The organism is Devosia soli, from assembly GCF_000970455.1.
In the GTDB taxonomy this organism is placed as follows: Bacteria; Pseudomonadota; Alphaproteobacteria; order Rhizobiales; family Devosiaceae; genus Devosia; species Devosia soli.
Window position 1 is genome coordinate 171045 of record NZ_LAJG01000024.1, and the last position, 23506, is coordinate 194550.

Below are 23506 nucleotides of genomic sequence, written 5' to 3' on the forward strand. Positions count from 1 at the left end.
AACAAGAAGGAAAGCGCGAAAGAACGCGCCGAAGGCGATAGGACGTTCGAGCGTCTGCTTGGGCATATGCAGAGGCGCATCTGGTAGGCCATCTAGGGGCTGAAAGGGCTGGTGTTTCATGCCTGTTCTCCACGCCACTGATAAAGCCAAGCTTCCGTCAACGGCTCTCCGCCTGAGCCGATGCTTGCTCTCAGCTCAATCAGTGTCTGACCCTCGGTTTCCACGTCCAGCACAAGACGCCAAAGTCCGTTGGCATCTATACGTGAGAAGGTCGACGATGTGATTTCACCTGCCGATGCGGTTGCATCGACTTCGAAGACTGTTTCCGGCGAGAGGTCCGCCAGACGTCCGCCATCAAAGTCGATGACGAACTTGCGCAGGCTGGCGACATTTTCGACGCCAGATACGCCCCCCTGGCCGATGCGGGTTTCAACCACATGGGCCAATTCGGAATTATTGTCCGGAACGAGGTCCCCCCAGATCAGACGATAGCCGTATTCGCGGGCTTCGCCTGCCTTGGGGGGCTCGTTTGGAATCCAGAACGCTGCAATGTTGTCATCGGTTTCCGACTTGGCCGGAATTTCGATGAGCCGGACCTGTCCCTGCCCCCAATCGCCCTTCGGTTCGACGCGCATGGAGGGACGGCGTTCGTAATGTGCTCCGGCGTCCTGATAATTTTCGAAATCGCGATTGCGCTGATAAAGCCCAAAGGCGCGAATGTTGGCATCCCAGAAGAACGAATTGCCGAGCTGGGGCGTGTTGTTGAGCTGCCGCCACTGCGGCAGGCCCGCTTCGGGTTCCACCACGAGGCCGCTGCAATCGTGTACCTGCGGACGGAAATCGTCGAACTGGTGGCGATTGGTTTCGGCAAAAAGGAACATCGAGGTCAGCGGCGCGATGCCGACCTCGCCGATATCGGAGCGAAAATAAAGCCGCGCCGTCACATCCATGATGGTTTCCTGCTGCTCTGCATTGGCAGGCGAGATCAAGAAACGATAAGCGCCAGTGACGCTCTGGCTTTCGAGCGCCGCGTAAACGGTCAACGGGCCATCGCCAGAGGGACGCTCGACATAGAATTCGGAAAAGCGCGGAAATTCTTCCGGGCCTTCGCGCCAGGAATTGATCAGCAGGCCACGGGCACTCGAGCCATAGATATTGCCGCGACCCAGCGCGCGGAAATAGCTTGCGCCAAGGAACGCGACCAATTCGTCCGCAACTTCGGGCCGGTTGACAGGATAGTTGATACGAAAGCCCGCGATGCCGGGAAACTCGGCGCTCTCGATTGCCTTGCGCTCTTCGGCGTCATCGAAATGATAGATGAAGTCGTCACTATCGAAAGCGAATGGGTGAGCATCACCATAGGTGATCTCGTAGACGGAAACGGTTTCCTTGAAGAGCCAGCCGGGCGGAAACGCCTGGATCTGAAAGCCATGGCCATCGTCACGCCAGCGCGCTTTCTTGGTATCGAACTGGACGCGCCGGTACCCATCATAGTTGAGACCGGTATAGACCGCCGAGTCGACCAGGACGGGACTTTGATAGGGTTGTGCCGCCAAGTCCTTCATGCGCGCCGAAAAGCTCTCGAAGTCGAAAGCGCCGGACATCGGCTCGATAGCAAAGACAGGGCGGGTCAACGATGTGGAGGATAGCAGAGCGAAAGATGCCGCAGCGCCCGCTAAAAAGGCGCGACGAGACAAAATGGTGGGGTGAGCTAAGGACATGGGTGACGCTACAGGTTCTTCGCTATCCATCAATTTCCGGCAACGCCGCCAAGACGGTAAAGTTGTCGCATAGAGCCCATGCGCGGTACGCATAGCGCTGCCTATATGCCGTTGCCCGTAAATTCCGGGTTTTTGCCGTCTGAGGATGCCGGCCCGTACGACCTAAAGCGCAAATCGGGCGAAAGCCGGGCACGGAATTGTGATCGCGATGAAAAACGGTTCGTTAACTGATCCCGCCGAGCGAAACGTATTTGATTTCAAGGTAATCATCGATGCCGTAGCGCGAGCCCTCGCGGCCGAGACCCGAAGACTTGACGCCCCCGAATGGCGCCTCTGCGGTCGAGATAAGGCCAGTATTGACCCCGACCATGCCATATTCGAGCGCTTCGGCGACCCGCCATACCCGGCTCAGATCGTTGGCGTAGAAATAAGCGGCCAGGCCGAACTCGGTGTCATTGGCCTGGGCGATGACATCGGCTTCGTCGACAAAGCGGAACAGGGGGGCGACCGGGCCAAAGGTTTCCTCACGCGCCATCAGCGCTTCCGGCGGCACGTCGGCCAGTATCGTCGGCTCGAAGAAAGTGCCGCCGAGTGTGTGCGGCTTGCCGCCGCGCAAGATTTTGGCGCCCTTTTCGACAGCATCGGCTATGTGCTGCTCGACCTTTTCGAGCGCAGCTTTATCGATGAGCGGACCAAGATTGATGCCTTCATCAAAGCCGTGGCCCGTCTTGAGCGTAGCCACCGCGGCCCCGAGCTTTTCGGCAAACGCGTCATAGACCTTATCATGCACATAAAGCCGATTGGCGCAGACGCAGGTCTGTCCGTTGTTGCGAAACTTGGCGATGAGGGCACCATCGACGGCCGCGTCGAGATCGGCGTCATCGAAAACGATAAAGGGCGCGTTGCCGCCAAGCTCTAGGCCGAGCTTCTTGATGGTCGGCGCGCTCTGCCGGTAGAGCTCGGCGCCGACTTCGGTCGAACCGGTAAAGGTGAGCTTGCGCACAATGGGATTGGCCGTCATCTCGCCGCCGATCTCGCGGGCCGAGCCCGTGATGACGCTGAAAAGACCCGGCGGCAGGCCGGCGCGTTCCGCGAGGACGGCAAGAGCGATAGCCGAAAACGGGGTCTGGGACGCGGGTTTCAAAACCATGGCGCAGCCCGAAGCCAGCGCTGGTCCGGCCTTGCGCGTGATCATCGCACTGGGGAAATTCCACGGCGTGATGGCGGCGACAACGCCGATCGGCTGCTTCATCACCATGATGCGCGCATCGGGCCGATGACCCGGGATGAGATCGCCATAGACCCGGCGGGCCTCCTCGGCGAACCATTCGATAAAGCTCGCGCCGTAGGCGATTTCACCGATGGCTTCGGCAAGCGGCTTGCCTTGCTCCCGGGTCAGGATCCGGCCGAGATCTTCCTTGTTCTCGATCATCAGATCGAACCAGCGGCGGAGGATGTTCGAGCGTTCCTTGGCGGTGCGCGCAGCCCAGCTTTTCTGCGCTTTTTCGGCAAAACCGATCGCAGTTCGCGTTTCCGCAACGCCGAGCTTGGGGACATAACCGATGGATTCACCGGTCGCCGGATCGGTCACCGCGATGCCGGTACCATTGGCCTCGGTCCAAGTTTCACCAACCAGGGCCGCCTGACGAAACAGGCTCGGATCCTTAAGCTGCATGCTGTTCCCCTTCGCAAAGGATAATAACACCGCAACGGCCCCATGTGGTTCCGCTGGCAAGTGCCATCTTGGAAAGGAATAAATGGCGGAGAGAAAGGGATTCGAACCCTTGAGACGGTTCCCCGCCTACACACTTTCCAGGCGTGCGCCTTCGACCACTCGGCCATCTCTCCGCATCGCCGTGGCCGGTTCGTTGCCGAACTGCCGAGCCACCACCGGGGCCTTGCGAGCGTGGCGCACTATACTGATGAACTTCCCTGGCGCAAGCACGAGTTCCGTTTATCATCGAGGTTTTTGAACAAGCGTGCCCGGCTTGTGAACAAGCGCTGCCAATGGCACAAGGGAAACGCGCTGGGCGGAACGGTGGCCGCCCCTCGGCCAAGGACGGGTGAATGCGGATAGCCTTGCGAATAATCGGCACCTGGTTGATCGGCCTGGCGCTGGTGCTGCTTGTGATCGATGGCACCAAATCCCTGGCAGCCAACGAAATTGTCATGACGAGCCTTGGCGACATCTGGATGCAGATCCACGCGCAAAGCCTTGAGGGCATGCGGGCTTTTCTTGATAGCCGGTTTTTTGCGAGCCTTCTCGATACGGTGCTCAATGCGCTGTTGACCTATCCGGCCTTCGCCGTCATCGGCGTGCCGGGCATCGTTCTGGCGATCCTGGGGCGGAGGACGCGGCGCGAGCGTTTTTTGCGGACCGAAGAGATCTGACCTAAAAATCGGGGACCGGAGTTCCCATATTACGCGGCGAAAGGAGACTTCCATGTTCTTCCGCACCAAGCCGACTTCCATTCCCACCGCTGACGAGGCCCTGCCGGGCCGGTCGACGGAAATGCCTGTCGCGCCTCAACATTTCGTCAATGGCGAAAGCCTCAAGGGGCCCTATCCCGAGGGCGCAGAAACCGTCTATTTCGGTCTCGGCTGCTTCTGGGGCGCCGAGCGGCTTTTCTGGAAGCTGCCGGGCGTGATCGTCACGGCTGTCGGGTATCAGGGTGGCCATACGCCGAATGCCTCCTATGAAGAGGTCTGCTCGGGCCGGACGGGGCATACCGAGAGCGTCAAGGTCGTTTATGACCCCAAGCGTATCTCATTGGAAACGCTGCTGAAAACCTTCTGGGAAGAGCACGATCCGACCCAGGGCATGCGTCAGGGCAATGACGTGGGGACGCAATATCGGTCCGCCATCTATACGACGACGCCGGAACAGGCGGAAATCGCGGCCCGCAGCAAGCAAGCTTACCAAAATGCCTTGCGCGAAAAGGGATTAGGCCCGATCACGACAGAAATCGCACCTGCTGGTCCGTTCTATTATGCCGAAACCTATCACCAGCAATATCTGGCCAAGAACCCCAATGGCTATTGCGGGCTGAATGGTACCGGCGTGTCTTGCCCGATCGGGCTGGGCGTTGCAGCCGAGTGACAATCCTGACGGCGTAGCGGTTATCCGCTGCGCCGTTTCTGTTAGCAGTTCGTTAACATTGAACATCCCCTATCCCACGATCATGACACGGACGGGCTTTGAAGCCTTCGTCAGCCGCTTGCCGGCGGTTTTTGTCGTGCGGCAATGGCGCGACGATTCGGTTGCCAAGGTCGGGGATAAGATTTTTGCGCTGCTCGATCGCGACCCGGGCGAGGTCTGGTGCAAGGTGTCGGACATGTCCTTCGATCTTTTGACCGAACTGCCCGGCATCCGACCCGCGCCCTATTTCGCTCGTGCAGGGTGGGTGGCGATTTCACACGAGAGCCCGCTAGCCGGTGATGAAGTCGAAGCCTATGTCGTCGAGGCGCATCGGCTAATCGCGGCCAAGTTGAGCAAAAAGCGGCGCCTGGCCTTGGGCATCGACCACCTGCCGATCCACGCGCCGCTTTGAATTCTATTGAAGCTGAGGCTTCAGAAGGAAATCGTTGCGGTCTGCGGTCTTGACCCGAACCCACGACTCCCGGCCCGAACGGACGATGCGCAGCGAAAATTCCGAACCCGGCGGAGCCTTGGCCCAAAGCTTGCGATAAAAATCGCCGAGGCTCTCGACTTCTTCGCCGTCGAGTTCGGAAATGATGTCACCGCTCTTGAGCCCAGCTTCATCTGCGGGGCCGCCATCGGAAACGTTCATCACCACGACGCCATTGTTGCGTTCGGCCGAAAAGACGCCCAGCCACGGCCGGGCTTCGCGCTTGGGACGGCCGGTCGTGACCATGTCATCAAGAACGGGTTTGAGGAGATCGATCGGCACGATCATGTTGATATCGGTGGTGTCGCCGGCATGCAGCATCTGGAGGCGCAACGAGCCGATGCCGATGAGAGCATCGTTTTCGTCGAGCAGCGCTGCCCCGCCCCAGGATGGATGGAAGGGCGCGGTAAAAAGCGCTTCTTCAAGCATATATTCCCAATAGCCGGCAAATTCCTGCTTGGCGACGATCTCGTTGAGCACCTCTTCGCCCTGCCCATCGATGATGCGACCGATATCCTTCACCCGCGCGCCGGCGGAACTGCCGAGGCGCAGGGGCGGCAGGTCGAGATCGCCAAGGGCCTGAACGAGGCCGAAGCCGGTTTCCTGATCAAAGCCGACGACATGGGCAGGCACGACGCGTTCGTCGTGGGTCGTCAGCCAGACTTCTTCAGCTTCGGTGATGAGATAGCCGATGGTGACGACCAGACCCTGATCGTTGATCACGGCGCCGCTGCCTTCGCGCAGCGTGCCGAGGGTCGAGGCCGTAAAGGCCGTTTCCGGAATGTGGGTTCGCAGCGCGACGACGGAGTGGCGCGGATTGGTGGACATGTCTTATCCCCCTGATGTGTTCTTTATCCATTAGATAGGCCCGAACGGGTCTGGCGCAAGCATGGCTCCAACTCTCGCCACGTGCAGAGCAGAACGCCTATTCAATCCTGAATAGCTGATCGCCAAAACTACCCAATCCAATTCACCTCCATGGGGAGGTATCGTTCTTCTCGTGAACAAGAAGGACATTATCATGACCACCATCGCGACCCGCCGCCCAGCCCTTTCCCTGACGACGCCCATTTTCCTCCAACGCCTGGAAGGCCTCGCGGCGATGGGTTTCGGCATAGTTGCTTACGCGTTCCTCGATCAATCCTGGCTGGTTTTCGCTCTTTTGTTTCTGTCTCCCGATCTTTTCATGCTGGGCTATCTTCGATCGATCCGGACGGGTGCGGCGCTCTATAATCTCGGACATAGCTATGCAGCACCGGCGCTGCTGGCCCTTGGCGGGCTTTTCGCTGGCGAGATCTTTTATGGGCTGGCAGCCATCTGGGTCGCCCATATCGGTTTTGACCGTATGCTCGGCTATGGGCTCAAGCTCGATGGCGGCTTCGATCAGACCCATCTCGGACCGATCGGCAAGGCCAAGGCGCGCTGAGCGCCTTCGCGGAACGCCAAGCCCCATGGCGGCATTTTGGCTTGCATGACTTACGAACTTTATTATTGGACCGGTATTCAGGGCCGGGGCGAATATGTGCGGCTGGCGCTCGAAGAAGCAGGCGCGGCCTATACCGACATGGCGCGGGTCGAAGGCGATGGAGTGATCGAGGCCCTCGCCGAAGCCATCGACACACCGAGCTTTGCGCCTCCGGTGCTCAAGCATGGCGATGTGGTGGTGGGGCAGACCAGCGCCATTCTATTCTATCTTGGCGGTACCCTCGATCTGGCGCCGCTAGACGAACGGCTCAAGCTCTGGACACACCAGACTCAGCTGACCATCGCGGACTTCGTTCTTGAGGGACACGACGTGCATCATCCGCTCGGGGCGGGAAAATATTACGAAGAGCAGAAGCCGGAAGCGCTGCGGCGTGCAAAGGAGTTTCGTGACGAGCGAGTGCCGAAGTTTCTTAAATGGTTCGAGACGATCCTGGCGCGCAATCCGGCCGGGCCGGAATTTTTGGCCGGCGATCGGCTGAGCTATGCCGACCTGTCGCTGTTTCAGGTGATGGAGGGGCTGCATTATGCCTTCCCCAAACTAATGGGTCGGATCGGCCGGGAGTTTGAACGGGTGGAGGACCTGCGCGAGCGCGTGCGGGCGCGGCCGAATATTTCTGCGTATCTGCGGAGCGAGCGGCGGCTGGCGCCGAATGAGAACGATCTGTTCCGGCATTATCCGGAGTTGGATGGGTAGGGACGCTTCAATGGCCCTCATGGGGGCAAGTCACCGCGCTTCCCTCGGGTCAAGCACGAGGGAAGAACGGCGGTCTTGAAAGCGTCTGGGCAGGCGTGCGAGGTTCGGTGCTATCCCTTCGCCTTCGGCGTCAGGCCGTGCAAGAAGAGCTGTTCGAGGTATCGTGCCGCATCTTCGAACCGCCCTTCCCCGCCGCGGCCCTTGCCCAAAATCGCCCGCACCTGCACGTCGAAATCGGCATAGTGCTGGGTGGTGGCCCAGATCGAAAAGATCAGGTGATAGGGGTCGGTGCGGGAAATCTTGCCTTGGTCCATCCAGGCCATCAGCACCTGGGCTTTCTCATCGACCAGTGCCTTCAGATCCACTTCCAGCATATCGATGATATGGGGGGCGCCGCGCAGCATTTCGTTGGCGAAAAGCCGGCTTTGGCGGGGGAAATCGCGCGCCATTTCGAGTTTTCGCCGGATATAGGAGCGGATTTCGACGAAGGGGTCGCCGTCGGCGCGCATTTCCTCGAGCGGGGCAAGCCAGGTGACGAGGAGTTCGGACATCAGGCGCCGGTGGATCTCTTCCTTTTTCGGGAAGTAATAGAGCAGGTTAGGTTTGCTCATGCCGGCCACTTCGGCGATCTGGTCGATGGTGGCGCCGCGAAAGCCGTGGACGGAGAAAACTTCGAGCGCGGCCTCGAGAATGATGTCCTGCTTTTCCCGCTGAATGCGCGTTTGCGGACGCGGCTTTGCAGGGGCTGTGGCGACTTTGGCGTTCGCCTTGTGCTGGCGCTTCGCCTGGGTCTTCGAAGCCTCGACCGTTTTCACCTTTTTGGGCGCCATTTTCGTCTTGCGGGAATGAACAGGAGTGCTAACATTTTTCCAACTGGTCAAAAATCTTGGTCGCATAAACGCTTCGTCTGCGCCAGCGCAAAATGACCGGACAACATCCAAGGGAGCGCCTTCGCCGTGTCCACCTCAACCGTCGTGCCGAACGATCTCAGTGCGTTCTGGATGCCGTTTACGGCGAACCGGCAATTCAAGAAGGCGCCGCGCATGTTCGTCGCGGCCAAGGACATGCATTATACGACCTCGGACGGCCGGCAGGTGCTCGACGGCACGGCGGGACTGTGGTGCGTCAATGCCGGCCACGCGCGGCCGAAAATCGTCGAGGCGATCGCTAACCAGGCGGCCGAACTCGACTATGCGCCGGCCTTCCAGATGGGGCATCCCAAGGCGTTTGAACTCGCCAACCGCATCATCGACATCGCCCCCAAGGGGCTCGACCACGTACTTTTCACCAATTCCGGTTCGGAATCGGTGGAAACGGCGCTGAAAGTGGCGCTCGCCTATCAGAAGGTGAAGGGGCAAGGCTCACGCACCCGCCTGATCGGCCGCGAGCGCGGCTATCACGGGGTCAATTTCGGCGGCATTTCGGTGGGCGGGATCGTCACCAATCGCAAAATGTTCGGCACGCTGCTCACCGGCGTCGACCATATGCCCCATACCCATAACATCGCCAAAAACGCGTTCTCAAAGGGCCTGCCCCCGCATGGGGTCGATCTCGCCGACGAACTCGAGCGCATTGTTACCCTTCATGACGCCTCGACCATCGCGGCCGTGATCGTCGAGCCGGTGGCCGGATCGACCGGCGTGCTCATTCCGCCGCCGGGCTATCTCAAGCGCCTGCGCGAAATCACCAAGAAGCATGGCATTCTGCTGATTTTTGACGAAGTCATCACCGGCTATGGACGCCTCGGGACGGCATTTGGCGCCGATTATTTCGACGTCGTGCCCGATATCATGGTGACGGCCAAGGGCCTGACCAATGGCGTCATCCCGATGGGTGCGGTGCTGGTTTCGGCCGAGATCCACGATGCCTTCATGGATGGGCCGGAACACGTCATCGAATTTTTCCACGGCTACACCTATTCGGGCAATCCTGTGGCCTCGGCGGCGGGCCTTGCGGCCCTTGCCACCTATAAGGAAGAAGGGCTTTTCGAACGCGGCGCGGCGCTGGCGCCCAAATGGGAAGAGGCGCTGCACAGCTTGAAGGGCCTGCCGCATGTGATCGACATCCGCAATATCGGCATGGTGGGCGCCATCGAACTGCAGCCGATTGACGGGCAGCCGACCAAGCGGGCATTTTCGGCCTTCCTCAAGGCGTTCGAGCAGGGGCTACTGATCCGCACAACGGGCGATATCATCGCGCTGTCGCCGCCGCTGATCATTTCGGAAAGCCAGATCGACGAGATCGTCACCAAGCTTGGCGGCATCCTCAAAACGCTTGAGTGAAATGGAACAAATATTCTACAGATAGAAATATAGAATTTTTGTTCCCAGGGAGGATCGCGCATGCAGATCATCGAGAATGCCGTAGGCGGCAAGCGCTACACATCGACTTCGACGCGGCGCGTTCCGGTCTTCAATCCGGCAACCGGCGAGCAGAGCGCAGAGCTGCCGCTGTCGACGCTGAGCGAACTGAACGAGGCCGTGGCTTCAGCCAAGAAGGCGCAGGTGGCCTGGGGCAACACGCCGCCAATGAAGCGGGCGCGCGTCATGTTCAAGTTCAAGGCGCTGCTCGATCAATATGCCGACGATCTCGCCCGCGAGATTTCCAAGGAACACGGCAAGGTGCATGACGATGCCTTGGGAGAAGTGGCGCGCGGCATCGATTGCGTCGACTTTGCCTGCGGCATTCCGCATCTCCTCAAGGGCGAATTTTCGCGCAATGTCGGGCCCTCGATCGACTCTTATTCCGATCGTCAGCCGCTCGGCGTCGTCGCCGGCATTACCCCGTTCAACTTCCCGGCCATGGTGCCGATGTGGATGTATCCGGCCGCGATCGCTTGCGGCAATGCGTTTATCCTCAAGCCATCCGAGCGCGACCCGTCTGCGCCCATGCTGGCCTGGAACCTCTTTATGGAAGCCGGGCTCCCCGAAGGCATTCTCAACGTCGTTCATGGCGACAAGGAAATGGTCGACGGGATCTTAGATCACCCCGACATTAAGGCCGTCAGCTTCGTCGGGTCGACGCCGATTGCGGAATATGTCTACCAGCGCGGGACGCAGGCGGGTAAGCGCGTGCAGGCGCTCGGCGGCGCCAAGAACCACATGATCATCATGCCCGATGCCGATCTCGACCAGGCGGCCGACGCGCTGATGGGCGCGGGCTATGGCTCGGCCGGCGAGCGCTGCATGGCGATTTCGGTGGCGGTGCCGGTAGGCAAGGCGACGGCGGATGCGCTGGTCGCAAAACTCAAGCCGCGCGTCGAAAGCCTCAAGATCGGTCCGGCGACCGACAAGGACGCGGAAATGGGTCCGGTGGTCACCAAGATGCACCGGGACAAGATTCTTGGTTACATTGATTCCGGTGTCGAACAGGGCGCCTCGCTCGTCGTCGACGGCCGCGGGTTCAAGCTGCAGGGCTATGAGAACGGCTACTATGTGGGGGGTACGCTCTTCGACAATGTCGAGCCGGAGATGAAGATCTATAAGGAAGAGATCTTTGGGCCCGTGCTTTCCGTCGTACGCCGCGACAGTTTCAAGGACGCGGTCGACCTGATCCACGGGCATGAATATGCCAATGGCACGGCGATCTTTACCCGCGACGGCGATGCGGCGCGGGAATTTGCCGACAAGATTGAAGTTGGGATGGTGGGCATCAACGTGCCGATCCCGGTGCCGGTGGCGTATCACAGCTTTGGCGGCTGGAAGCGGAGCCTTTTTGGCGACCATTCGATCTATGGGCCCGAAGGCATCCACTTCTATACGCGGCTCAAAACCGTCACCACCCGCTGGCCAGCCGGCATCAAGGGCGGGGCGGAGTTCACCTTCCCGAGCTTGAAGTAATATCCTGGCCCTGCCCTCGCTGCGCGACGGCGGGGCCTTTTCTTTGACCACCCTAGACGAATGAGCAAACGATGACCTCTCCCGGCGAAAACCTTCGGATTAACGGCGACCGGCTCTGGGAGAGCTTGATGGACATGGCCAAGATCGGGCCGGGGATCGCGGGCGGTAACAACCGGCAGACGCTGACCGATAGCGACAAGGAAGGGCGCGAACTGTTCCAGCGCTGGTGCGAAGATGCGGGGCTCAGCATGGGCGTCGATAAGATGGGCACCATGTTCATGACGCGCGCCGGGACGGACCCGGATGCGCTGCCTGTTTATATCGGCTCGCACCTCGATACGCAGCCGACAGGCGGCAAGTATGATGGCGTGCTGGGGGTTCTGGCTGGACTCGAAGTCGTGCGCTCGATGAATGACCTGGGGATCAAGACCAGGCACCCGATCGTCGTCACCAATTGGACCAATGAGGAAGGCGCGCGGTTTGCGCCGGCCATGCTCGCTTCCGGCGTCTTCGCGGGCGTCCACACCATGGACTATGCGTACAACCGCAAGGACATGGACGGAAAGCTCTTCGGCGATGAGCTCAAACGCATCGGCTGGGTGGGCGAGGAAGAAGTGGGCGCGCGCAAAATGCACGCCTATTTCGAATATCACATCGAGCAGGGGCCGATCCTTGAGGCCGAAAAGAAGCAGATCGGCGTCGTCACCCATTGCCAGGGGCTGTGGTGGCTTGAATTCACGCTGACCGGCAAGGAGGCGCATACCGGCTCGACGCCGATGACCATGCGCGTCAATGCCGGGCTCGCCATGGCGCGCATCATGGAAATGGTGCAGGCCGTGGCGATGGGCGAGCAGCCGGGTGCAGTGGCGGGCGTGGGCCAGGTGAAGTTCTCGCCCAATTCGCGGAATGTGTTGCCGGGAACGGCGGTGTTCACGGTGGATATGCGCACGCCGAGCCAGGAAAAGCTCGATCGCATGCGCGCGACGATCGAGGCCAAGGCCGCCGAGATTTGTTCCGAGCTCGGGGTCGGGTGTTCCGTGGAAGCCGTGGGACACTTTGACCCGGTGACCTTTGATCCGACGCTGGTCGGCCGCGTGCGCTCAGCGGCGGAGAAGCTGGGGTATTCGCACATGAACATCATTTCCGGCGCCGGGCACGATGCCTGCTGGGCGGCGAAGGTCGCGCCATCGACCATGATCATGTGCCCCTGCGTCGGCGGCTTGAGCCACAACGAGGCGGAAGAGATTTCAATGGAATGGGCGGCAGCGGGCTGCGACGTGCTGTTCCATGCCGTGGTGGAGACGGCGGAGATCGTCGAATAACGAAACAACAGACCTGCCGAAAGCGCTGAGGGGTGCGCGGCGGGTCTTCAAGACTGCAAGGGAACGAAGATATGAGCAAGGTTATCAAGGGCGGGACGGTCGTTACGGCCGACTTGAGCTATGTCGCCGACGTCAAGATCGAGGGCGACGTCATCGTCGAGATCGGGCAGAACCTGTCGGGCGATGAGATTCTGGATGCGACCGGTTGCTACGTCATGCCCGGCGGCATCGATCCGCATACCCATCTCGAAATGCCCTTCATGGGGACCTATTCCGCCGACGATTTTGAGAGCGGCTCGCGCGCCGGCCTTGCCGGGGGCACGACGATGGTCGTCGATTTCTGCCTGCCCAATCCGGATCAGAGCCTTCTTGAGGCGCTCAAGATGTGGGACAACAAGACCGGCAAGGCGAGCGCGGATTATTCGTTCCATATGGCGATCACCTGGTGGGGCGAGCAGGTGTTCAATGAGATGGCCGAGGTGGTCGATCGCGGCATTACCTCGTTCAAGCATTTCATGGCCTATAAGGGCTCGCTGATGGTCAACGACGACGAGATGTTCGCTTCGTTCCAGCGCTGCGCGGCGCTCGGCGCACTGCCCCTCGTCCATGCCGAAAATGGCGATGTGGTTGCGGCGATGACCGCGAAGCTTCTCGCCGAAGGCAATAATGGGCCGGAGGGTCACGCCTATTCCCGCCCGCCGGAAGTGGAAGGCGAAGCGACCAATCGCGCCATCATGATCGCCGATATGGCCGGCGTGCCGCTTTATGTGGTGCACGTCTCCTGCGAACAGGCGCATGAAGCCATCCGCCGGGCGCGTCAGAAGGGGATGCGCGTTTATGGCGAACCGCTGGTGCAGCATCTCACCCTCGATGAGACCGAATACTTTAATGCCGACTGGGATCATGCGGCGCGGCGCGTGATGTCGCCGCCGTTCAGGAACAAGGCGCATCAGGATTCGCTCTGGGCCGGGCTACAGGCGGGGTCGCTCTCCTGCGTCGCGACGGACCATTGCGCCTTCACCACCGCGCAAAAGCGGAACGGGGTCGGCAATTTTGCGAAAATCCCCAATGGGACGGGCGGACTCGAGGATCGTCTGCCGGTGCTCTGGACGGCTGGGGTCAATACCGGGCGGCTGACGCCGAACGAGTTCGTGGCGGTGACGTCGACCAACATCGCCAAGATTTTGAACATGTACCCGAAAAAGGGTGCGGTGATGGTCGGGGCGGATGCGGACCTCATCGTCTGGGACCCGAAGCGCAAGAAGACCATTACGGCGAAAAGCCAGCAATCGGTCATCGACTACAACGTGTTCGAAGGTTTTGAGGTGACGGGGATGCCGCGCTTCGTGTTGAGCCGGGGCAAGGTGTCCATCATCGAGAACGAGGTGAAGGCCGAGCCTGGCCACGGCAAGTTCGTGGCGCGCGAAGCCAAGAACCCGGTGAACCGGGCGCTGAGCCAATGGAAGGAGATCGTTGCGCCACGAAAAGTGGAGCGTGCGGGCATTCCGGCGACGGGCGTTTGACGGCAGCATGATGAAAATGCAGGCACATCGCCGCGACACTGGCCGGAAATCCACCGAATTGGTGGATAGGCGGTACGCGGCATGCGCCTTGCATCAGGCATTGCAGGCCCATCCATAGGCTGAGAAAGGCACCACCCTTGTCCGTCACGACCACCACATCAACGACAGGCACGGGTGCTGCACTCGCTGTCGTCCAGGCCCAAAACCTCGGCCTCACTTTTCCCACCGCCGATGGCGATGTCGTTGCTTTGTCCGACGTCAACCTGACCATCGAAAAGGGTGACTTCGTTTCATTCATCGGGCCGTCGGGCTGTGGCAAGACGACGTTTTTGCGCACCATTGCCGATCTCGAACAGCCGACCTCGGGCACGCTGCGCATCAACGGCCAGACGCCGGAAAACGCACGAAAAGACCGGGCCTATGGCTATGTGTTCCAGGCACCAGCACTCTATCCCTGGCGGACGATCGAGAAGAACGTGGCGCTGCCGCTCGAAATCATGGGGCATTCGCAGGCCCAGCAGACCGAGCGGATCAAGCGGACGCTCGATCTCGTCAATCTTTCCGGGTTCGAAAAGAAATATCCCTGGCAGCTTTCGGGCGGCATGCAGCAGCGAGCCTCCATTGCGCGCGCCTTGGCTTTCGATGCCGATCTCCTGCTTATGGATGAGCCCTTCGGGGCGCTCGACGAAATCGTGCGCGACCATCTCAATTCTGAGCTGCTGAAGCTCTGGGACAGGACCAAAAAAACGATCTGCTTTGTGACGCATTCGATTCCCGAGGCGGTGTATCTCTCGACCAAGATCGTCGTCATGTCGCCGCGGCCGGGGCGGGTGACGGATGTCATCGAGAGCAATCTGCCGCGCGAGCGACCGCTCGATATTCGCGAGACGCCGGAGTTTCTGGCGATAGCGGCGCGGGTCAGGGATGGTTTGAGGGCCGGGCATAGTTATGAGGAGGTGGTGTGATGTTTTGGGCACCTCAGGGTTACCCCCTCCCAGCCTCCCCCTTGCAGGGGGCGGGACCGGCCGGTGAGCTGGGCGCCAATGCGGCAGAGCCACTGGAGCAGCCCCTCCCCCTTAGAGGGGGAGGTAGGGTGGGGGTGTTGCCACGGTGAACCGCATCCTCCCAATCCTCACCATTCTTCTCGCCATCCTCGCCTTCTGGTATGCCGCTGCCATCTGGATGAATGCGCCGTGGCAGAACACGCTCAATGGTCGCGCAGACCTGACGGACGTGCCCTTCCTGACCTTCGCCCAGCAGACCTGGGGTCAGGACAAGCCGGTTTTGCCGGCGCCGCACCAGGTGTTTGCGGAAATCTGGAATGCGACGATGGGGCTCGAGTTTACCTCGCGCCGATCCTTGGCGCTTCATGCCTGGATCACGTTGTCGGCGACGCTTTTGGGCTTTGTGTTCGGGACGGCGCTTGGCGTGGGTCTGGCCGTCGCCATCATTCACAATGATGCTTCCGACCGGTCGCTGATGCCCTGGATCATTGCGAGCCAGACCATTCCTATTTTGGCGGTGGCGCCGATGGTGGTGGTGGGGCTTGGGGCCGTCGGAGTGACGGGGCTGGTGCCCAAGGCGCTGATTTCGATGTATCTGTCGTTCTTTCCGGTCGTCGTCGGCATGGTCAAGGGCTTGCGCTCACCCGAGCGCATTCAGCTCGATCTGATGCGGACTTATGACGCCAATCCCTGGCAGGTCTTTTGGAAGCTGCGCTGGCCCTCCGCCCTGCCCTTTCTTTTTGCCTCGATGAAGGTCGGCATCGCGATTTCGCTGATCGGGGCGGTGGTGGCCGAGCTCTCCAATGCCGCCGGGGGTGGCCTCGGGGTCCGGCTGCTCACGGGCTCCTACAATGGCCAGACAGTGCAGATCTGGGCAGCGCTCTTTATCGCAGCGGGCCTGGCAGCGGTGCTGGTGGCGATCGTCGGGATGGCCGAGCGCGCGGTCAATGCGCCCAATGGGGTGCGGGCATGATTTTTCGGCATCGCATCCTTGCCACTCTGGGGACGCTGTCTGCGCTGCTGGCTATCGTAACGCCAGAGGTGGTGCTGGCGGACGGCGCGGCTGCTCCGGCTGGGCGCCTCCTCCTGTTGCCCATCATTGGCCTTGTTCTCGCTGGCGGAATCGGGCTTTTGACCCGCTGGACGCTGTGGCAGCCGCTGGTCAGCCTGGTGCTGCTCTTTGGTTCGGCGCTCATGCTGCCCGGCGCGGTGGCTGGCTTTGCCGGGGCTATTGGCGGGCCGGCTTACTGGCAGAGCCTTATCGCATTCTGGCTGCTGACCTGGAATTTTGCCGAGCGGCTTTCGGCGGCCATTCGCGATGGGCGATTGCCCGAGACGGGTACAGGCGTCATCATTCCCATTACCTTCGGGCTGACGCTGCTGATCCTCTGGGAAGCGATTACACGCGGCGCCAATGTGCCACCCGTGTTGCTTCCCGCCCCGTCGGCGATCGGGACACAATTGGCCAATTCGGCGCCGATCCTCTGGGCCGATTTCGTCCAGACTTTTATCAAGTCGGTCATTCCCGGCTACGTCATCGGCTGCCTTGCCGGGCTGGTCGTTGCCATAGCCGTTGATCGCTCGCCCTTCCTGAAAGCCGGGCTCCTGCCGATCGGCAATTTCATGTCGGCGCTGCCGATCATCGGCATCGCGCCCATCATGGTCATGTGGTTCGGCTTTGATTGGCAGAGCAAAGCCGCCGTCGTCGTCGCGATGACGTTTTTCCCCATGCTGGTCAACACGGTGGCGGGGCTCAATGCGGCCTCCTCCATCGAGCGCGACCTGATGCGCACCTATGCTGCCTCCTATTGGCAGACGCTGCTTAAACTGCGCCTCCCCGCTGCGGGGCCGTTTATTTTCAATGCCCTCAAGATCAACTCGACTCTGGCCTTGATCGGCGCAATCGTAGCGGAATTCTTCGGGACGCCTGTTGTGGGGATGGGCTTCCGAATTTCGACCGGGGTGGGGCGTCTTGCCATCGACCTGGTCTGGGCGGAGATCGCGGTTGCCGCGGTCGCGGGGTCTGCCTTCTACGGGGTGCTCGCCCTCATCGAAAGGGGCGTCACCTTCTGGCATCCGTCGGTCCGTGGTGGACGGGCGTAAGGGAAAACAGGGAAAAGGGAACGACACATGAAAACTCTTCTTACGGGCCTTCTTGCAGGCACCATGGCGCTGGCCGCTCTGCCAAGCGCCTTTGCGGCCGATGCACTCACACTGCAATTGAAGTGGGTGACCCAAGCGCAGTTCGCTGGCTATCTCGTCGCCAAGGAAAAGGGCTTTTACGACGAGGAAGATATCGATCTGACCATCCTGCCCGGCGGGCCGAACATCGCGCCGGAACAGGTGATCGCCGGGGGCGGCGCCGACATCATCGTCACCTGGATGGCGGCCGGTCTTGCCGCGCGCGATACCGGCGTGCCGCTCGTCAACATTGCCCAGCCGTTCAAGCGCTCGGGCCTGATGATGATCTGCCCCAAGGAAAACAACATCAACACCGTCGCCGACTTCCCGGGCCATACGCTGGGCGTCTGGTTCTTCGGCAACGAGTATCCGTTCTTTGCCTGGATGAACAAGGAAGGCATCAAGACCGATGGCTCGCCCGAAGGCGTCACCGTTTTGCAGCAGAGCTTCGACATCCAGCCGATGATCCAGGGCCAGGCGGACTGTATCTCGGTGATGACCTATAACGAATATGGCCAGGCGCTCGACGCCGGCTATGGCCCGGATAACCTGACCATCTTCAACTATACCGAGATGGGCAATGACCTCTTGGAAGACGGGCTTTATGTCATGGAAGACACGCTCGACGATCCGGCCAAGGTCGATGCCTATACCCGCTTTGTCCGCGCCTCGATGAAGGGTTGGCAGTATGCGCTCGACAACCCCGAGGAAGCCGCGCAGATCGTCGTCGACAGCGACGAAACCGGCGCTGCGACCCTCGAGCACCAGCTCTATATGGTGGGCGAAGTATCAAAACTCGTCGACGCCAATGATGCCGCGCTCGACATGACGACCTATGACCGCACGGTCAAGGCGCTCCTTGACCAGCAGATCATCAAGGCCGAGCCGGAAGGCGCCTACACCACCGTCGTCACCGACGCGCTGAAGTAGTTTTTGGGCCTTGCGACTGGCGGGCGGGGAGCGATCCCTGCCCGCTTTTGTTTGGGTGGATGCGTGGGGAGCGCCGGTCCAAATCCCAAAAATCTTGAAATTGCCATCGATCATCGGCACAAGGCGCAAAACCGAGGAGAGCCCATGCCGACAGATCCGCTTACCCTGATGGGTTTTGGCATTGGCGCCGTGGTCATCGCCTGGCTCGTCTTCTCGGTGGTCAAAAAAGTGGTCGGGATCGCCATCGTGCTGGCGCTCGCGGCCGGCGCCTGGTTCCTCTATGCCAACCCGCAATACCTCGCGCCCATCGTGGCCTATGTGCGCCAGTTTACCGGCTGAACGCCTCGCCGGAACGAATCGGTTCGCTCTCAGTTGTGTGAACACACGTAACTTACGGAGGGCTCACTCATGAATTCCATCATCTATCTCGTCGGTCTCGTGGTCATCGTCATGGCCATCCTGTCGTTCATCGGCCTCGCCTGAGCCGGGGGCAGACACCATGACCATCGTTCAACCGACCGAAGTTGCGGTCGTCGACGCTTCTGCCGCGCGTGACAGCGCCAGCTATGTCGACTGGTCCGCGATCATCGCCGGCATCATCTTTGCCTGCGCCATCTCGCTGCTTTTCATCGCCTTCGGCTCGGCCGTCGGCCTCAACTTCGTCGATTTCAATGCCCGTGAAGGCGCCCCGGGCGTCTTGGTCGGCATTGCCGCAGCCAGCTGGTTCCTATGGGTCCAGGTTTCGAGCCTGATGGCTGGCGGCTATCTCGCCGGACGCCTGCGCCGCCGCCATTTCGACGCGACGGAAGACGAAAGCGATGTGCGCGATGGCGCCCATGGCCTGATCGTCTGGGCCGGCGCAACCGTGCTCGGTGCCATCATCGCCGTCGGCGGTGTGGGTGCTGCAGCCAATATGGCCGGTTCGGCGCTGGCAACTGCCACGACCGCGACGTCCAATGTGGCCGAGGGCGCTGCCGATGCGATCGACCCCAATGCCTATTTCACCGACCAGCTCTTCCGCTCGGCCCAGCCTGCCGCTGGCGATACGGAAGCAGCGCGCGGCGAAGCGGCCCGCATCTTCGCCCAGGCAGCGCTTGGTGACGGCACCGTGCCGGAAGCCGACCGCACCTATCTCGCCCAGGTCGTTGCTGCCAATACCGGCCTCACGCCGGAAGAATCGGCGGCCCGCGTCGACCAGGTGATCGTCGGCATCGACGGCGCCAAGCAGCAGGCCGTGGAAGCGGCGCGTATCGCCCGCAATACGGCGATCATCGCGGCCTTCCTTATTGCTGCAACGACGCTGGTTTCGGCCATCGGCGCCTATTGGGCAGCCCAGAAGGGCGGCAACCACCGCGACGACAATACGGTCCTCGCCGACGTTTTCCGTCGGTTCTGATCAGACGGGGAAAGGAAACACACCATGTTCAAAGGTCTTGCCCTCTGGCTCCTCGGCGTACCGATCTGGCTGATCATCATCATCTTCCTCGTCACCTGACGGGAAAAAGAAGCGGGGCCGAAAGGCCCCGTTTTTTTTGCGCCCTTAGCCGTCATTGCCGGGCTTGTCCCGGCAATCCATCTTCGGAGCCGGTTAGTATCGTGGACCACCGGGACAAACCCGGTGGTGACGTTGGTCAGAAATCAATGGAGCTGTTCGCCGTCAGGCGTCAGGATGCTTGAAGACCAGCGCAGCGTTGGTGCCGCCGAAGCCGAAGGAGTTCGACAGGACATAGCCGAGGTCGACGTCGTCGCGGCGCTGGCGGAGGATTGGCATGTCGGCAAAGGCCGGGTCGAGGACTTCGATATTGGCGCTTTCGGCGATGAAGCGGTGCTTCATCATCAGGATAGAATAGATCGATTCGTGCACGCCGGTGGCGCCCTGGCTGTGACCGGTCAGCGACTTGGTAGCCGAGATGGGCGGGCACTTGTCCTCGTTGCCGAAGACGGCGCGGAGCGCTTCGATTTCCTTGAGATCGCCGACCGGGGTCGAGGTGGCATGGGGATTGATGTAGTCGATCGGAGCCTTGATGTTCTTGAGGGCCATGCGCATGCAGCGCTCGGCGCCTTCACCCGAGGGTGCGACCATGTCGAGACCGTCGGAGGTCGCGCCATAACCAACGACTTCGGCCCAGATTTTCGCGCCGCGGGCCTTGGCGTGTTCGAGCTCTTCGAGCACCAGCACACCGGCGCCGCCGGAGATGACGAAGCCGTCGCGGGCCGCGTCGTAGCAGCGCGAGGCTTTTTCGGGCGTGTCGTTATAATTGGAACTCATCGCACCCATGGCGTCGAAGAGATCGGACAGCGTCCAGTCGAGGTCTTCGTGGCCGCCGGCAAAGACGATGTCCTGCTTGCCGAGCATGATCTGTTCCATGGCATTGCCGATGCAATGCTTGGAGGTCGCGCAGGCCGCGGTGATCGTGTAGTTGACGCCCTTGATGGCAAAGGCGGTCGCGAGCGTAGCTGATGCCGTCGAGCCCATGGCCTTGGGTACGGCGAGCGGCCCGATGCGCTTGGGCGATTTCTTTTCGCGCGTGACATCGGCGGCTTCGACGATGGTGCGCGTGGACGCGCCGCCCGAACCCATGACGATGCCGGTCATCGGGTTGGAGATATCGGACGCTTCGAGCCCTGCATCGGCGATCGCCTGCTGCATGGCGAGATAATTCCAGGCCGCGCCCTTGCCCATGAAGCGGGTGACACGGCGATCCAGAATTTCAAAGGGATCAAGGCGCGGATCGCCCTTGACCTGCGAGCGGAAACCCAGTTCGGCATAGTCTTCGGCAAAAACGATGCCGGGCTTGGCCGTACGCAGGCTGGTCGTCACTTCGTCGAGCGAGTTGCCGATCGAAGAGATGATACCCATGCCGGTTACCACTACTCGTCTCATGTCATCCTCGCTTCTCGTCGCATGGGTGCCATTGGGGCCTGGCGCCTCATATATAGTTCGGAACGGTTCGGCATTAAGACCGAAGATCAGGCGCTTTTTTGTTCGTGCAGTTGTGCATCTGTAAAAAGGCCAACGCGCAGGTCCTTGGCTTCGTAGATCAATTTCCCGTCAGCCTTGACCCAGCCGTCGGCGATTCCGAGCGTCAGACGCGAGCGCATGACGCGCTTGATGTCGATGCCGTATTCCACGAGCTTGACGTCATTGGTCACCTGGCCGGTGAACTTGATCTCGCCACCAAGGGCGCGACCGCGGCCGGGCTGGCCGATCCAACCGAGGAAAAAGCCCGTCATTTGCCAGACGGCATCTAGGCCGAGGCAGCCGGGCATGACGGGATCGCCGATAAAGTGGCACTGGAAGAACCAGAGGTCGGGATTGACGTCGAGTTCCGCCGTCACCGAGCCCTTGTTGAAGGCGCCGCCGGTGTCGTCGATATGGGTGATGCGGTTGAACATCAGCATGGGCGGTGCAGGCAGGCGCGCGTCCATCTGGCCGGGCAATTCGCCCCGGCCGTGCGCCAGCAGCTCTTCATAACCAAAAGCGTGTTGTCGGTCCGCCATTAACCCTTCCCCACTTTGCTCAAGCCTTGTCTCGTATAGGGGCGCGAATGGGGGGTCAAGCCAACCCAGAGGCCTAGCCACACAAGCCATGAGGGCCGATGACGGTTGCGCGACTTGTTTCAAGCGCTTGCCGCCATTATAAGAAGGTCCAGGAATTACCGGACTTTATAGACGAGCACCACTGGCCCTATGCCCGACCACGACCTTGCCGACCGGTCCAACCCGTCCCGCACGCCCTGCCTGACGGCGGTGTTGCGCATGGCTGGCCTCCGGCCGACGCGCCAGCGCGTTGCCCTTGCCGAGCTGCTTTTTGGTGGCCCGCACCGCCACGTCAGTGCAGAACAATTGCACACGGAAGCCAATGCTGCCGATGTGAACGTGTCGCTCGCAACGATCTACAACACGCTGCACCAGTTTCATGAAGCCGGGCTGCTGCGCGAAGTGGCGATCGATGCTTCGCGGTCCTATTTCGATACTGACACGTCGGACCATCACCATTTCTTCATCGAAGACGAACAGCGGATGATCGACATCCCGGCCTCTTCGGTAGAGTTCAAGGCACTGCCGCAGCCGCCGCAGGGGATGGAAGTCTCCCATGTCGACGTGGTCATCCGCGTCCGCAAGGCGCAGGGATAATTTTCCAGACGAAGGTCGTCGCGAGCTTCGGGGCCAGGCCCGGGGCTGTCCTTGCGGCTTTGCTTTTGAGCGACGTTCTTCCGGATGACGCCCGAGGGTGACGGCGGCCGGGAAGCGAGAAATCGTCGTCAGACAAAAATGTCTTCCGTGACAAAGCGGTGTCCGTTCCCCATATAGTGGGGCCAAGGAAACAGCGACAAAGGTGGTCGATGCCCGAAAAGGTCAATATCAACGCCTATTTCGAGCGAATCGGATTTGCCGGTTCCATCGCCCCAACCCTACAGACCCTGGACCTGCTGCACGCCCTTCACCCGGCGGCGATCCCTTTTGAAAATCTCAGTCCGCTGATGGGCGAGGGCGTTTTGCTCGATCAGCGGAGCCTTGAAAAGAAGTTGCTGGCCGAACGGCGGGGCGGCTATTGCTTCGAGCAGAACTATCTCTTCATGCGCGTTCTGGCCGATCTCGAATACGAGGTCCGTCCGCTTTTGGCGCGTGTCGTCTGGACCAATCCCGAGGGCCGGGACCGGCCGCCGAGCCACATGCTGGTGCTCGTCGACCTCAAGGGCGTCAAATATATCGCCGATGTGGGTTTTGGCGGGCTGACGCTGACCACGCCGCTACGGCTGCGCGCCGATGTCGAGCAGGAAACGCCCCACGAGGTGTTTCGCCTGATCGGCGGCGACCCCGACTGGACGCTCGAGGCCAAGATCGGGGACGAGTGGCGGGCGGTTTACGCCTTCACGACCGAGCCGGTCAAGGAAGACGATATCTGGGATATCAACCGCGATATCGCGAGCAACCCAACTAGCCTTTTTACCTTCGAATTGCGCGTTGCGCTTTCCCCCAGCGGCAAGCGGCTCAAACTTCACAACCGAATTTTTACCGTGCAGCCGACGGGCGGGACGGCTGAAAAACGCGAACTGACATCGGTTGCCGACATTCGCGCGGTGCTGGCCGATGAATTTGGGCTGGCCGTGCCCGAGAATGGCAAGCTCGACGCCAAGCTGGCCGCCCTGCTGCCGGCGCAGCCGGAGGCCTAGC

Annotated in this window: 23 protein-coding genes and 1 tRNA gene; 17 read left to right on the top strand and 7 right to left on the bottom strand. The window is 60.8% G+C overall.

Features of this window, described 5'->3' with window-relative positions; translation table 11 throughout:
• Positions 1-116: 116 nt before the first annotated feature.
• The 3 genes from VW35_RS14345 to VW35_RS14355 form a co-directional block, all read right to left on the bottom strand.
• Positions 117-1604 carry an OpgD/OpgG family glucan biosynthesis protein gene (locus VW35_RS14345; RefSeq protein ID WP_210165916.1) on the bottom strand — a complete coding sequence of 496 codons (1488 nt, stop codon included), beginning with the start codon at positions 1602-1604 and terminating at the stop codon, positions 117-119.
• A 340-nt stretch (positions 1605-1944) separates the two neighbouring features.
• Entirely contained in the window at positions 1945-3396 is a 1452-nt protein-coding gene (gabD, locus tag VW35_RS14350; RefSeq protein ID WP_046143748.1) for an NADP-dependent succinate-semialdehyde dehydrogenase, read from the bottom strand.
• 83 nt (positions 3397-3479) lie between these two features.
• Positions 3480-3569, bottom strand: a tRNA-Ser gene (locus VW35_RS14355).
• A gap of 219 nt (positions 3570-3788) precedes the next feature.
• Between VW35_RS14355 and VW35_RS14360 the strand changes: the two genes are divergently transcribed.
• Genes VW35_RS14360 through VW35_RS14370 form a run of 3 tightly spaced genes read left to right on the top strand, consistent with a single transcriptional unit; the run spans position 3789 to position 5272 of the window.
• Positions 3789-4112, top strand: coding sequence for a hypothetical protein (locus tag VW35_RS14360; protein ID WP_152662601.1), 324 nt, complete (start codon positions 3789-3791; stop codon positions 4110-4112).
• A 52-nt stretch (positions 4113-4164) separates the two neighbouring features.
• On the top strand, positions 4165-4821 hold the full coding sequence (msrA, locus tag VW35_RS14365) for a peptide-methionine (S)-S-oxide reductase MsrA (protein ID WP_046143750.1): 657 nt from the start codon (positions 4165-4167) through the stop codon (positions 4819-4821).
• A gap of 58 nt (positions 4822-4879) precedes the next feature.
• Positions 4880-5272, top strand: coding sequence for an MmcQ/YjbR family DNA-binding protein (locus tag VW35_RS14370; RefSeq protein WP_052951746.1), 393 nt, complete (start codon positions 4880-4882; stop codon positions 5270-5272).
• 3 nt (positions 5273-5275) lie between these two features.
• Here VW35_RS14370 and VW35_RS14375 read toward each other — a convergent pair whose 3' ends face one another.
• Positions 5276-6178 (bottom strand): S1C family serine protease, encoded by a 903-nt coding sequence (locus VW35_RS14375; RefSeq protein WP_046143751.1) that lies wholly within the window; start codon positions 6176-6178, stop codon positions 5276-5278.
• A gap of 193 nt (positions 6179-6371) precedes the next feature.
• On the opposite strand from VW35_RS14375, the gene VW35_RS14380 reads away from it, so the two are divergent.
• Positions 6372-6776: a DUF4260 domain-containing protein gene (locus VW35_RS14380; RefSeq protein ID WP_052951758.1), complete on the top strand. Its 405-nt coding sequence runs from the start codon at positions 6372-6374 to the stop codon at positions 6774-6776.
• Between the two features lie 45 nt (positions 6777-6821).
• Positions 6822-7529 carry a glutathione S-transferase gene (locus VW35_RS14385; RefSeq protein WP_046143753.1) on the top strand — a complete coding sequence of 236 codons (708 nt, stop codon included), beginning with the start codon at positions 6822-6824 and terminating at the stop codon, positions 7527-7529.
• A 110-nt stretch (positions 7530-7639) separates the two neighbouring features.
• Here VW35_RS14385 and VW35_RS14390 read toward each other — a convergent pair whose 3' ends face one another.
• Positions 7640-8359, bottom strand: a complete 720-nt coding sequence (locus VW35_RS14390) for a TetR family transcriptional regulator C-terminal domain-containing protein (RefSeq protein ID WP_083982809.1) — start codon at positions 8357-8359, stop codon at positions 7640-7642.
• Positions 8360-8485: 126 nt separating this feature from the next.
• Here VW35_RS14390 and aptA point away from each other — a divergent pair, with 126 nt between their 5' ends.
• The 10 genes from aptA (at position 8486) to VW35_RS14440 (ending at position 19724) form a co-directional block, all read left to right on the top strand.
• Positions 8486-9811: an omega-aminotransferase AptA gene (gene aptA / locus VW35_RS14395; protein WP_483088783.1), complete on the top strand. Its 1326-nt coding sequence runs from the start codon at positions 8486-8488 to the stop codon at positions 9809-9811.
• Positions 9812-9871: 60 nt separating this feature from the next.
• Positions 9872-11368, top strand: coding sequence for a CoA-acylating methylmalonate-semialdehyde dehydrogenase (locus VW35_RS14400; RefSeq protein WP_046143754.1), 1497 nt, complete (start codon positions 9872-9874; stop codon positions 11366-11368).
• A gap of 71 nt (positions 11369-11439) precedes the next feature.
• Positions 11440-12690 carry a Zn-dependent hydrolase gene (locus VW35_RS14405; RefSeq protein WP_046143755.1) on the top strand — a complete coding sequence of 417 codons (1251 nt, stop codon included), beginning with the start codon at positions 11440-11442 and terminating at the stop codon, positions 12688-12690.
• 71 nt (positions 12691-12761) lie between these two features.
• Positions 12762-14213 (top strand): dihydropyrimidinase, encoded by a 1452-nt coding sequence (gene hydA, locus VW35_RS14410; protein WP_046143756.1) that lies wholly within the window; start codon positions 12762-12764, stop codon positions 14211-14213.
• A gap of 137 nt (positions 14214-14350) precedes the next feature.
• Positions 14351-15178 (top strand): ABC transporter ATP-binding protein, encoded by an 828-nt coding sequence (locus VW35_RS14415; protein WP_046143757.1) that lies wholly within the window; start codon positions 14351-14353, stop codon positions 15176-15178.
• Between the two features lie 145 nt (positions 15179-15323).
• Positions 15324-16190 (top strand): ABC transporter permease, encoded by an 867-nt coding sequence (locus tag VW35_RS14420; protein ID WP_046143758.1) that lies wholly within the window; start codon positions 15324-15326, stop codon positions 16188-16190.
• Entirely contained in the window at positions 16187-17320 is a 1134-nt protein-coding gene (locus VW35_RS14425; protein ID WP_046143759.1) for an ABC transporter permease, read from the top strand. The genes VW35_RS14420 and VW35_RS14425 overlap by 4 nt, the downstream gene beginning before the upstream one ends.
• A gap of 27 nt (positions 17321-17347) precedes the next feature.
• Complete coding sequence (locus VW35_RS14430; protein WP_046143760.1) at positions 17348-18328, top strand: ABC transporter substrate-binding protein; 981 nt, start codon at positions 17348-17350, stop codon at positions 18326-18328.
• 144 nt (positions 18329-18472) lie between these two features.
• Entirely contained in the window at positions 18473-18667 is a 195-nt protein-coding gene (locus VW35_RS14435; RefSeq protein WP_152662602.1) for a hypothetical protein, read from the top strand.
• A 160-nt stretch (positions 18668-18827) separates the two neighbouring features.
• Positions 18828-19724, top strand: a complete 897-nt coding sequence (locus VW35_RS14440) for a hypothetical protein (protein ID WP_052951747.1) — start codon at positions 18828-18830, stop codon at positions 19722-19724.
• Positions 19725-19985: 261 nt separating this feature from the next.
• Here VW35_RS14440 and fabB read toward each other — a convergent pair whose 3' ends face one another.
• On the bottom strand, positions 19986-21212 hold the full coding sequence (gene fabB / locus VW35_RS14445) for a beta-ketoacyl-ACP synthase I (protein WP_046143762.1): 1227 nt from the start codon (positions 21210-21212) through the stop codon (positions 19986-19988).
• 86 nt (positions 21213-21298) lie between these two features.
• The gene (gene fabA / locus VW35_RS14450) at positions 21299-21829 is read right to left on the bottom strand and encodes a 3-hydroxyacyl-[acyl-carrier-protein] dehydratase FabA (protein WP_046143763.1); all 531 of its coding nucleotides are present in this window, start codon (positions 21827-21829) and stop codon (positions 21299-21301) included.
• A gap of 189 nt (positions 21830-22018) precedes the next feature.
• Here fabA and irrA point away from each other — a divergent pair, with 189 nt between their 5' ends.
• The gene (irrA, locus tag VW35_RS14455; RefSeq protein WP_046143764.1) at positions 22019-22465 is read left to right on the top strand and encodes an iron response transcriptional regulator IrrA; all 447 of its coding nucleotides are present in this window, start codon (positions 22019-22021) and stop codon (positions 22463-22465) included.
• 209 nt (positions 22466-22674) lie between these two features.
• Positions 22675-23505 (top strand): arylamine N-acetyltransferase family protein, encoded by an 831-nt coding sequence (locus VW35_RS14460; RefSeq protein ID WP_046143765.1) that lies wholly within the window; start codon positions 22675-22677, stop codon positions 23503-23505.
• Position 23506 lies beyond the last annotated feature (1 nt).

What these genes read in the sequence shown, in the direction of transcription:
- VW35_RS14345 (WP_210165916.1), bottom strand. Translation starts at nt 1,604, where the DNA reads ATGTCCGGCGCTTTCGACTTCGAGAGCTTTTCGGCGCGCATGAAGGAC.
- gabD (WP_046143748.1), bottom strand. Translation starts at nt 3,396, where the DNA reads ATGCAGCTTAAGGATCCGAGCCTGTTTCGTCAGGCGGCCCTGGTTGGT.
- VW35_RS14360 (WP_152662601.1), top strand. Translation starts at nt 3,789, where the DNA reads ATGCGGATAGCCTTGCGAATAATCGGCACCTGGTTGATCGGCCTGGCG.
- msrA (WP_046143750.1), top strand. Translation starts at nt 4,165, where the DNA reads ATGTTCTTCCGCACCAAGCCGACTTCCATTCCCACCGCTGACGAGGCC.
- VW35_RS14375 (WP_046143751.1), bottom strand. Translation starts at nt 6,178, where the DNA reads ATGTCCACCAATCCGCGCCACTCCGTCGTCGCGCTGCGAACCCACATT.
- VW35_RS14380 (WP_052951758.1), top strand. Translation starts at nt 6,372, where the DNA reads ATGACCACCATCGCGACCCGCCGCCCAGCCCTTTCCCTGACGACGCCC.
- VW35_RS14385 (WP_046143753.1), top strand. Translation starts at nt 6,822, where the DNA reads ATGACTTACGAACTTTATTATTGGACCGGTATTCAGGGCCGGGGCGAA.
- VW35_RS14390 (WP_083982809.1), bottom strand. Translation starts at nt 8,359, where the DNA reads ATGGCGCCCAAAAAGGTGAAAACGGTCGAGGCTTCGAAGACCCAGGCG.
- VW35_RS14400 (WP_046143754.1), top strand. Translation starts at nt 9,872, where the DNA reads ATGCAGATCATCGAGAATGCCGTAGGCGGCAAGCGCTACACATCGACT.
- VW35_RS14405 (WP_046143755.1), top strand. Translation starts at nt 11,440, where the DNA reads ATGACCTCTCCCGGCGAAAACCTTCGGATTAACGGCGACCGGCTCTGG.
- hydA (WP_046143756.1), top strand. Translation starts at nt 12,762, where the DNA reads ATGAGCAAGGTTATCAAGGGCGGGACGGTCGTTACGGCCGACTTGAGC.
- VW35_RS14425 (WP_046143759.1), top strand. Translation starts at nt 16,187, where the DNA reads ATGATTTTTCGGCATCGCATCCTTGCCACTCTGGGGACGCTGTCTGCG.
- VW35_RS14430 (WP_046143760.1), top strand. Translation starts at nt 17,348, where the DNA reads ATGAAAACTCTTCTTACGGGCCTTCTTGCAGGCACCATGGCGCTGGCC.
- VW35_RS14435 (WP_152662602.1), top strand. Translation starts at nt 18,473, where the DNA reads ATGCCGACAGATCCGCTTACCCTGATGGGTTTTGGCATTGGCGCCGTG.
- VW35_RS14440 (WP_052951747.1), top strand. Translation starts at nt 18,828, where the DNA reads ATGACCATCGTTCAACCGACCGAAGTTGCGGTCGTCGACGCTTCTGCC.
- fabB (WP_046143762.1), bottom strand. Translation starts at nt 21,212, where the DNA reads ATGAGACGAGTAGTGGTAACCGGCATGGGTATCATCTCTTCGATCGGC.
- fabA (WP_046143763.1), bottom strand. Translation starts at nt 21,829, where the DNA reads ATGGCGGACCGACAACACGCTTTTGGTTATGAAGAGCTGCTGGCGCAC.
- irrA (WP_046143764.1), top strand. Translation starts at nt 22,019, where the DNA reads ATGCCCGACCACGACCTTGCCGACCGGTCCAACCCGTCCCGCACGCCC.
- VW35_RS14460 (WP_046143765.1), top strand. Translation starts at nt 22,675, where the DNA reads ATGCCCGAAAAGGTCAATATCAACGCCTATTTCGAGCGAATCGGATTT.